We start from the raw sequence: 9,999 nt of genomic DNA, 5'->3' as shown, positions 1-9,999 counted from the left end.
CATAACTTATGAGTGAGAATCAGAGATTTACTGCCGAAATGCTTCGCCCCTACAAATCGTCAACTGTCAACTGACTAATCGTCTACTCCTTCAATTGGTGCAAAACCTTGCCGCTGAATATTTTCAGTTATATTACGAGGTTCCAGGAATTGTAGCAAATAATCCGGGCCGCCCGCTTTGGAACCAACTCCCGAAAGTTTGAATCCTCCGAAGGGTTGGCGCGATACCACAGCGCCCGTGATTCCGCGATTGATGTACAAATTTCCGACTTCAAAATCGGATGCGGCGCGATCGATATGCGAAGGCGTGCGAGAATACAATCCACCAGTTAAAGCGAAATTCGTATCGTTAGCAATTGCGATCGCTTCGTTGAAATTATCAGCCCGAATCACCGACAAAACTGGGCCGAAAATTTCTTCTTGGGCGAGAGTCGCAGTCGGCGCTACTTCCGTCACAATCACTGGGCCGACAAAATAACCAGTTTCCGGCGCGGCCATTTCTAAGGCTATCTTAGCTTCAGCGCGACCTTTTTCGATGTATTCGCGGATGCGCGACTGCGCCGTAGCATCGATGACAGGCCCGACTTGAGTGCCGGGATTTTCGGCTGGGCCGACATTGAGCGATCGCGTGGCTTCTACCAATCTTTCCACAAAAGCATCGTACACCGACTCGACCACAATCACTCGCGAACAAGCGGAACATTTTTGACCGCTGTATCCAAAGGCAGAATAAACTACGCCAGCAACTGCTTGGTCTAAATCCGCACTTTCATCGACAATAATTGCATTCTTGCCGCCCATTTCCGCAATTACTCGCTTCAGGTGTTTTTGGCCTGGCCGCAAAATCGCAGCATCAGCATAAATCTGACAGCCAACTTCCTGAGAACCTGTGAAGGTAATCATGTGAACGTCGGGATGTTTCACCATGTAAGCGCCGACGGTTGAACCTTTGCAAGGTACGTATTGAAAAACGCCTTTGGGGATGCCAGCTTCTAGCAAAATTTCCGCTATTTTTGCAGCAATTACTGTAGAAAATTCCGCAGGTTTGAGTAAAGTACAGTTACCTGCAACTAGCGATGCAACTGTCATCCCGACGGGAATTGCCAGGGGAAAATTCCAAGGGGAAATAATCAGAGAAATGCCGCGCGGCTGATAGGTGTAGCGGTTGGTTTCTCCGGGGATGTCGTAATTTTGCCCTTGTTCCAACCGTTCCATTTCGTCGGCATAGTAGCGACAAAAATCAATGGCTTCGGAGACTTCGGCATCGCATTCTCTAACGGGTTTGCCGACTTCAAACACCATCCAAGCTGATAGTTCGTGGCGCCGTTGTTCCATCAATTCTGCGGCTTTGCGGAGGACTCCGGCGCGCTGGCGGACGGGGGTTTTTCGCCAACTTGTGGAGGCTGCTTTGGCTGCTTCTAGGGCTTGTTTGGCTTGTTCTTCAGACAGCAATCCGATTTTTCCGACTACTTCTGCGGGATTGGAAGGGTTGAGGGAATTAACTGTTGTTTCGGTGTTTTGGTACTCGCCATCGATTAGCGGCAAATACGTTTTACCTAGGTTGGCGCGCACTGATTTGATGGCTGCTTCTGCTTGTTGCCGCAATTTGGTATTGGCGTAGTCGGTATCGGCGACGTTTGGAAAGACTTTGCTGTAAGCTATCTGGTCGTTGCCATTGGCGACTGGGGCGGCTAATAATTGTTCGATCGGCATTTCTTCGGAACTTTGCCGGATAAACGAACTGTTGGCGGTATTTTCCAGCAAACGGCGGATCAAATAAGCCATTCCTGGGAGCAAATCGCCGTAGGGACAGTATACTCGGACGCGATAACCGCGATCGACTAAAAGCTTAGCCAGTTTGTCGCCCATACCGTAGAGCACTTGCATTTCAAAGCGGCGGCGCGGTATATTGAGAGTTTCGGCAATCGCGATCGCCCTGGCTTGCGATCGAACGTTATGACTTGCGATCGCAGCATACAAATATTCGTGATTTTCCAGCAGTAACTGAGTCATCTGCTCAAAATTTGCATCCGTAGCAACCTTGTCATTGTAGACAGGCTGCGGCCAATCCTTCTGCATCGCCTTAATTGTTTCTTGATCCCAGTAAGCGCCTTTCACCACACGCACCGTTACCGGATTTCCACGTTTTTTTGCCCAAGCAATAATGCCTTGCAAATCTTGTTTGCTATCGCGCAAATATGCCTGCATTGTAATTCCGACATCTGTGCGACTGCGGAACTCTTCCTCTAACAATAAGTCTTTGAGAATGCTGAGAGTTAAACTCTTGTAGGCGTACTGTTCCATGTCGAAGTGAACAGCCACACCCAACTCTTTAGCGCGCCGCAATAACAGGCGAATTCTCTCGCTAACTTTTTCCTCGCTGCCTTTCGCATCCAGCGGATCGAACTGAGAATAAAAAGCCGTTAACTTGACGGATACTTGCACTCGCGGCAAAATTTCGCCGTCAGCCTTATCAATCGCATCTACCTGCGACCAATTCTTAGCTGCACTGCTCAATTGGGTCATCAATTCCAAATAGCGATTCAGATAAACTTCCGCCTCAGTTTCAGTAATCACAGCTTCCCCCAAAAGGTCAACTGTAAAACCCATTTTATCTTTGCGAAGTCGTTCTAAGGTTTTAATTACCTGCTTGATATTTTCCCCAGAAATATACTTGTGCGCCAAAGTTTCTACAGCAGGCGCAACCGTCGTCGCCGCCAATTGTCCGGGAATCGAATCAGCGTTAGTAAAACTGAGCAATTTTTTCAAAGCTTCCGGCAATTCTACCTCTTCCACAGTCAGGTATTCTTGCAAGTGGCGGGCAATTTCCGGCTTGCTGCGGAGTGCCGGCAAACAGTCAATAAATCGAAACAATTGCACCCGCAGTCCGGGGTTCGCCATTGCCCAATCCATCAGTTTGTCGTCCCAGCGCATTTGGTCTTGCAGTTGACCGAAAAACGATCGCTTTTTGTCTTGAGTTGCCTTAAGGATTTCTTTAGCAATTTCCTGAGTCTTGGCTTCGTAGATGTTTGGAGATACTTGTGCGACCATTGGTAATTAGTAATTGGTAATGGGTAATTGGCAACCAGGGCGGGTTGATGTATTGTGCAACTACCCCCTGATAAAATTATACTTGCTATTTGACTTCAATTTTAACTCCGTAGTTTGCTTGGCGATCGCCCGAAATTTCAATAATATAATCGCCGCTGCTGGCTAGTTGACCTTGCCACTGACCTGTGCTATCAACAGTACCTACTTTTTCACCGTTAGGAGCAATAATATCTGCACTAACTTGACCTTCTTGCACCTTTACTGTCATGCTTTGGCCGCTATTGCATTCTAGCAAGTAGCGTTTGGATATATTCGCTCGCAAACTATTGCTGAGAGTAGTTCCGGTAGCACCGGCGGGAAAGCTAACTCGTTCAGTTACAGGGGTTTCCACCGCAGCGGGAGACGCCGCAGGAGCAGGTGACGGTGAGGGGGAAGCAAGTTGCGGAACGCCAGACAGGGATGGTATTTGAGTCGGAGTCTGCGACGGTGCGATCGTGGCGGGCAGTGTCTGCTGGGGTGCAGGGCCCACTCCGGGCTGGCGGTAGGCGCGCGCTGCTGGGACAGGTGGAGGGCTTTCGGGGAGGGGTACGTCGGAAGGCAGTCTGATTTGAATGTTCGCTCTTTCTTGATACATTCTCCATGCGAGCAAACTGCCGATACTGAGCGTGGAACCGACTAACATTCCGCTGAGAAAGACTGCCAAGATTTGCCAGATTCGAGTTGGTTTGCGAGCGGAATTTATTGTGTCAGTTGTAGGAGATAAATCACCTACGAGTTGATTGGTTTCTGGCACATTATGGGCGCCTATTGGAATTATTTTTGTTGGTTCTCTTGTCGGTGAAATATCTGCGGATCTGGCAATTTCATCATTTTTTTTTGCTGGTGCTGAAGTTGCTGCTAAAACATTTTTACTGGGGAGATTTTCTGTACAATTTTCAGCGGGTTCTGAAGTTACTAAAACATTTTGACTGGGGAGATTTTCTGTAGTTTCAGCGGGTGCTGAAGTTGCTGTTAAAGCATCTTCAGTGTGGAGATTTTCTGTAGAACTTTCGTAGGGTTGGGAAGTTGCTGTTAAAGCATCTTCAACTGGGGGAATTTCAGCGGAAGTTTCTGCTGCTTCGGAAGTTGGATGGGGACTGGTAATGACAGTATTCGCCAACTCATCGCTGTCAGTAAAAAATGTTTCCGGTTGCTGAATCAAAATTTGATTTTTTTCCTGTTCGTTACTCATAGGGTTAAATTTCCTGTACAAATAGTGCTTTTAGACATTTTACTTTATATTAAATCCGGTGATGGCGCAATGATGCTGAGCGCGCGAGCATCCCGCTACCAATGAGGACTGAAGTCCTCACTACAAGCCAGTTTTATGAGAAATCTGTCGGCTGGGGCGATCGCAAATTTACCAACTTTTAAAACCTCAATCTATAGCAACCGCCACATCGGTATTGAGAGAAATAAACTCATCAATAAAACCGAGGATACCTCTAGCATCAACGGTTTGATTCCCCTACTCTATAACTGTCAACTGTCAACTGTCAACTGTCAACTGCTATATATCGTTCAACTTAATTGCTGCTTCAATTTCGTCAGGAAATGCCTTAGCATAAGCCCAAGCATTTTTCAAATCGGTAGCACTAAGATGCGGATAATCTTCTAAAAGTTGAGCGTCAGTTGCACCTAATCGGCGAGACTCTACCAATCCCCAAACAGAAATTCTAGTCCCTGCAATCCTGGCATTACCGCCAACAGTACCGGGAGTTTTTTCAATTCCCTGCCAGGTGTTGGCTAAACTTTGAGCTAATATCTGTATTGCTTGAGCTTTCTCAGGCGGAGTCAGGGAAAGCAGTTGCGGTTCTAATTCTTTTAGTGTCATAGTTGAGCGCGGGTTTGGCTGCTGAGAATGTCCTATGTATATTATAGCGATCGGGCTTTTTTTGGGTGACAATAATAAACAAGTTAATTAATTGCGTATAAAGCTAAGGCTAAGGCGGTGTTGGTACATCGAAATCGTTAAACGAGCGAACATCATAAGATGTACCTATTAAAGCTCTGACTAGCTTTTGATCTAGAGTTAGTAAAGGCGCGCCAACTTGCTGTGAAAGAGCAACGTAACTGCCATCATAAGCGGAAATTCCATAATTTAAGGCGATATTCGTTGCATCTAAAATCAGTTCAGCACTAGATACTGTACGCAACGATAAACCTCTAAGATTAGCTAAATCTATTGGAACGTCAGCAGCAGCATAAAGTCCAGCACGGACATACTTCCAGATAATATTTGCACACTCAATATAAAACAGATATGGTACAAATATTTCAGTCTGTGGAATTTCAAGATGGGTAAATAATTGAACGACTTTAGATGACAGCGGATCGGGGATAAATTGCTTAATCCCCACGCTAGCATCGACTACACACCTCACAGGATTGGTCATCTGTCGCGATCCTCTCTAATTAAAGCGGTACTATCTAATATCATCCCCATATTTGCCTGACGAGACTCGCGACGGCGGCTGATTTCGGCCAATAGTTCTGTTACAGACTTTTTACGTTGTTCTGAAAGGGGTTTTTTCTTTGTTGACAACTCGGCTTCTAAAATGGCGATCGCAAATGCACTAATCGAGCGGTTTTGAGCATCTGCCAACTCTTGCAGCCTTGTATACAATTCCTCTGGTATATTTTCTATTTGCAGGGTAGCCATCTCTTAAACTCCTAGCATAGTTTCCCTAAATATTAGCATAGGGAGGCGAGTTTAGGGGGTATATTGAGATTTACGGTTGGGTGGGGGCGGGTTTACGAGATTGTTCGTTACAGGCGAGTATTGGCTGGTTTACCCGCCCCTACAAAATGACGATTCCCGATTCCCGATTCCCAATTAGTAATTATTAGGCAAAGACTGCCAAAAAGGCTGCTCTTCTGGCTTCCTCACAGTATTCGTAGCCGACTGCACATTCCCTCTAAGTTCTTGATAGTACCTATCGTCAAGGAAACTAACATTTACACCGAAAGGCAGCAGCAATTGGCGCAATCTTTCCTGAGTGTAATCCTTACCATCAATCAGTGCCCCGCGGGGATTGGAAACTAACAACTTGCCGTTAACAGGCACCGAATTCACCATATTCGGCCACCAAGCATAACCGCTGTAGCCAAACATCGCTGGAACCTGAACGATTTGGTCGTCTGCGAGGGAAAACTCTTTTTTCAACTTCTCTAGAATCGGATTAAGTTTCTGCTTTTGCAAATTGAGATTGTGTTGAATTAAAGCAGGATTATTCAAGGCAGCCCTGACTGTAGTTTCAGTGCTCAAGCCGCGATTGATTGTAACATCACCGTACCCTTTTTTCGCCAATTCTTCCAATAACTTAACTCCGGCTTCTGGACTGGCGATCGCCATTATATATTTTCCGGGAATTTGACTGGGAATAAAATTGATAATTTCATCGACTTGGCGAGTCAAAAGCCAAGAAGTATCAATATCGACCGCTGGGCCTTGAATTCTTTGAGCTTGAATAAAATCAAGTACGTCAGGATTAAAACCAGCATTTCCCGAATTTCCGTAATAAACTCGACCCATTGGGTGTCCGGGAATCGGCGGCGTCACCTGCAAATTGCCGTAGCCATCAGACCACTGATTTACCGGGTCTAAAGAGCGAGGATTGCCAATTTTGAATACTCTTAAATCCCGCTCTTGATTTGATTTAGTAGACTGATTTTTATCTGACTCACGATTGCTTTTAATTGCTACGTTAACTTGACCTAATTTCGACTTGTTGGGAACTTGAACGTAGCCATTTTTATGATTGTCTTGCATCCAAGCATTATCGCCCTGAATAATTTTCACTTGAGCGCCTGTGGGTTCTACAGCTTGTTTTAGTTGCGAGATAAATTCACTGTTTGCCGAACCTCGGTCACTGACCTGAACTTCGGTAACTGGTGCGGTATTAGCGGGCATAATCCAAGGACTAACGCCAATTTGAATAGTGGCGGCGGCGATTTGTTGACCGTTATTTTCGGCAGTTGCTTTGAGATTAACAGTGCCGTTCCAATTGCGATCGGCAAATTGTTTTGCTTCCACACCTAAAACAATATTCGTGCTAAAAATTAGTGGTTTATTACCGGATATATCTACAGGTTTCCAGCCGTCACCTGTTTTCTGGAAAACGCTGATATGAGGGCTGCCAATGCTGTCAGCCGTGATAAATAATTGAGATTTTTTGAAGCTTTCAGACAGGATTAAGTTGACTTGAGAAAGCATAGCTGCGCGGCGGGGGACGCTAACTTTGGTTTGTTGCCAAGTAGGTATTTTGCTGCGGCGATCGTCGTTATTGCGATCGCTAAACGCAATCAGCGCGCCGCTTGACAATGACCATTGTTCTTTTCCAGCTTCATCTAGCTGATTAATGTTGCCGTCTCTGTTAGTATCTCCCGCAAAGAAGAAGTTGGTCTGCGACGCGGCGGGCGTAACTGGGGTGGGAGTTGCGGTTGCGGTTGACTCGGGAGTTGGTTGAGGAGTTGGTTGTTGATTGAGTTCTGATTGTTGTCTTTGTTGTTCTTTTAGGGCGAGTTCTTGCTTTTCTAATTCTTGTCTTGTAAGTTCTTTTAGTGCTAATTCTTCCCTTTCTTTTGCTTGGCGGGCAAGTTCTTGTTTTTCTTGTTCTTTGCGGACTAATTCTTGCCTTGCAAATTCTTGTCTTTCTATTTCTCTGCGGGCGAGTTCTTGTTTCTCTTGTTCTTTTCTCTCAATTTCGCGGCGAGCAAATTCTATTTTCTCTTGCTCTTTTCTGGCAATTTCTCTTACCTGTTCTTCCTCGGCTTTAATTTTCTGTGTAGAACGTGCTACTTGCCATTCGTAGGTAGCGAGAGTGAGATTTCCTTGATATTCGATGGTTTTGTCGATCGCCCGTTCAGCCAAAAAAGAACCGTGGGGAATGAGTCGGAGGTTATTGATAGCCAATTGCCAAAAGCGTTGCGACTGTTCCCAAGTAGCGGGATCGGCTTTAGAAGTGCGTCCGATTACGACGGCTTGGGAGGCTAATCTAGCAGCTTCGTCCCAGTTATTTTTGGCTTGTTTTTCGATTTCAATCTGATTTTGAAGGTTTTGGAGTTGCTGCGTCAGAGTTTGGGATTGGTGGCTGGGGCTTTCTGGTTGCCAATATTCGGGAGAAAACAGACTGCTGTCGGGAGTTTGGGCAAGTTTATCTAATTGTACCTTGAGGCGATCGCGCAATTTGTAGAGTTCCGGGAGCGATTGCGGAGTGTCGCCGTCGGGCACTCGCGGGGAGAGTGCGAGTTTGTAGTTTAGAGTAGGTTGAGCCACTGTCGTAGGGATAGCAACCCAAATTATACCGATGACGACACCGAAAGCATTGACGATCGCGATCGCCACATATCGAACCCAGCGCATATAGTTAATCCTCAGACACCCAAATGATTTTACCTAATCTTGGGAGCAATGGGGGATTTAATTATAGGGTTTTTGGATGGGCCCAGAAACCGGGTTTTTTACGAAAATACTTCGTTGCTGTTCATATATTCGATAAAAACCCGGTTTCTTTGTCGGAGTCCGTAAGTCTTGTTATAGCAAATTCGCGCCATGTTTTATGCTGCTTCATTTTCTTTAATTGCTTGTTCAATTTCCTCTGGGTGTGCCTCAGCATAAGCCCAAGCATTCGCCAAATCCGCTGCACTCAAGTGAGGAAAGTCTTGCAAAATCCGCACATCATTTGCACCGAGAAGGCGATAATTTACCATCGACCAAATAGGTATGCGAGTCTTGGCAATTCTAGCATCGCCACCGCACACGCCCGCAGTTTTTTAAATCCATATTTTAGGCTTCCTCATTTTCTATGATTGCTGTTTCAATTTCTTCTGGGTAAGCATCAGCATAAGCCCAAGCATTGACTAAATCAGCCGCAGTCAAATGGGGATAGCACTTAAAAAGTTCAGCATCGCTGCATCCGAGACGGCGATAACCCACAAGTACCCAAACTTGTATGCGAGTATTGCCAACACAGGCATCGCCGCCACACACGCCGGGAGTCTTTTTAATGCCTATAGCACCAGTGCTTAAGGTTTGAAGTAAAATTTCTATAGCTGCTGCTTTATCGGCTGAATTTAAGGATGCTAGATCGATTTTTAATTCGGTGATGGTCATAATTTATTCCTATTTTTTGGGGGAATATATGTTTAATATTTTAGCTTAAATCTAGATTTGGCGATCGGCTTTTTTTCACTTTCTTTCAGTGTCATTGTTTGCTATCTCAATCATTTTCTCTAATTGTTTGTTCAATTTCCTGTGGGTAAGCATCAGCATAAGCCCAGGCATTTACCAAGTCAGCGGCGGTTAGATCGGGAAATGATTCTAGGATGATACCATCGGAAGCACCTAAACGTCGATCGCACACCAGAGACCAAACTGGTATGCGAGTATTGCCGATACAAGCATCGCCTCCGCACACACCGGGAGTCTTTTTAATGCCTAGAGAACCGTTGGTTAAAGTTTGAGTTAGGATGCCGATCAGTTTAGCTTTATCAACCGGATTTAAGGTTGAGACTTGAGTTTCTAATTCTTGTATAGTCATAAGTGCGATGCAGGAATATATTATCTAGATTATAGCCAATTTCCGCCATGTTTTAGGCTTCCTCATTTCTAGCGATCGCTGCTTCAATTTATTCGTTGATTCGCGATCGAATAATTTGCAATCTCGTAGGGGCGGGTTTTACCAACCATAATTGTTTCAAACTAATTATATTGTAAACCCGCCCCGCCCGATGTTTTTCTGTGAGTCCACAAAATCTAGATCCCCCCTAGCCCCCCTTAAGAAGGGGGGGACAAGAGTGCAGTCAAAGTCCCCCGACATAAGGGGGAAGAGTGCAGTCAAAGTCCCCCTTCTTAAGGGGGGGACAAGAGTCTTTTCAAAGTCCCCCTTCTTAAGGGGGATTTAGGGGG

8 protein-coding genes and 1 pseudogene are annotated in these 9,999 nt (G+C 45.6%); all 9 read right to left on the bottom strand.

Annotation, left to right across the window (positions count from 1 at the left end; genetic code table 11):
* Positions 1-74 precede the first annotated feature (74 nt).
* Positions 75-3,050 (bottom strand): L-glutamate gamma-semialdehyde dehydrogenase, encoded by a 2,976-nt coding sequence (gene pruA, locus QT974_RS24545; RefSeq protein ID WP_333471025.1) that lies wholly within the window; start codon positions 3,048-3,050, stop codon positions 75-77.
* An 85-nt stretch (positions 3,051-3,135) separates the two neighbouring features.
* Positions 3,136-4,281, bottom strand: a complete 1,146-nt coding sequence (locus tag QT974_RS24540; protein ID WP_333471024.1) for a hypothetical protein — start codon at positions 4,279-4,281, stop codon at positions 3,136-3,138.
* A gap of 318 nt (positions 4,282-4,599) precedes the next feature.
* Positions 4,600-4,923, bottom strand: coding sequence for a DUF433 domain-containing protein (locus QT974_RS24535; protein WP_333471023.1), 324 nt, complete (start codon positions 4,921-4,923; stop codon positions 4,600-4,602).
* A gap of 109 nt (positions 4,924-5,032) precedes the next feature.
* Entirely contained in the window at positions 5,033-5,485 is a 453-nt protein-coding gene (locus QT974_RS24530) for a type II toxin-antitoxin system VapC family toxin (protein WP_333471022.1), read from the bottom strand.
* Positions 5,482-5,751 (bottom strand): FitA-like ribbon-helix-helix domain-containing protein, encoded by a 270-nt coding sequence (locus QT974_RS24525; RefSeq protein WP_333471021.1) that lies wholly within the window; start codon positions 5,749-5,751, stop codon positions 5,482-5,484. The genes QT974_RS24530 and QT974_RS24525 overlap by 4 nt, the downstream gene beginning before the upstream one ends.
* Positions 5,752-5,925: 174 nt before the next feature.
* Positions 5,926-8,454, bottom strand: coding sequence for a protein-arginine deiminase family protein (locus QT974_RS24520; RefSeq protein ID WP_333471020.1), 2,529 nt, complete (start codon positions 8,452-8,454; stop codon positions 5,926-5,928).
* 194 nt (positions 8,455-8,648) lie between these two features.
* Positions 8,649-8,864, bottom strand: a pseudogene (locus QT974_RS24515) (DUF433 domain-containing protein); the annotation flags it as partial.
* Between the two features lie 13 nt (positions 8,865-8,877).
* Positions 8,878-9,204 (bottom strand): DUF433 domain-containing protein, encoded by a 327-nt coding sequence (locus QT974_RS24510; protein ID WP_333471019.1) that lies wholly within the window; start codon positions 9,202-9,204, stop codon positions 8,878-8,880.
* Between the two features lie 106 nt (positions 9,205-9,310).
* The gene (locus tag QT974_RS24505; protein ID WP_333471018.1) at positions 9,311-9,631 is read right to left on the bottom strand and encodes a DUF433 domain-containing protein; all 321 of its coding nucleotides are present in this window, start codon (positions 9,629-9,631) and stop codon (positions 9,311-9,313) included.
* Between the last annotated feature and the right edge of the window lie 368 nt (positions 9,632-9,999).

The organism is Microcoleus sp. BM001215392, from assembly GCF_036700185.1.
Classification (GTDB): domain Bacteria; phylum Cyanobacteriota; class Cyanobacteriia; order Cyanobacteriales; family Microcoleaceae; genus Microcoleus.
Note: the sequence above shows the minus strand (reverse complement) of the source record. Positions and strands in the feature narration are given on the sequence as shown.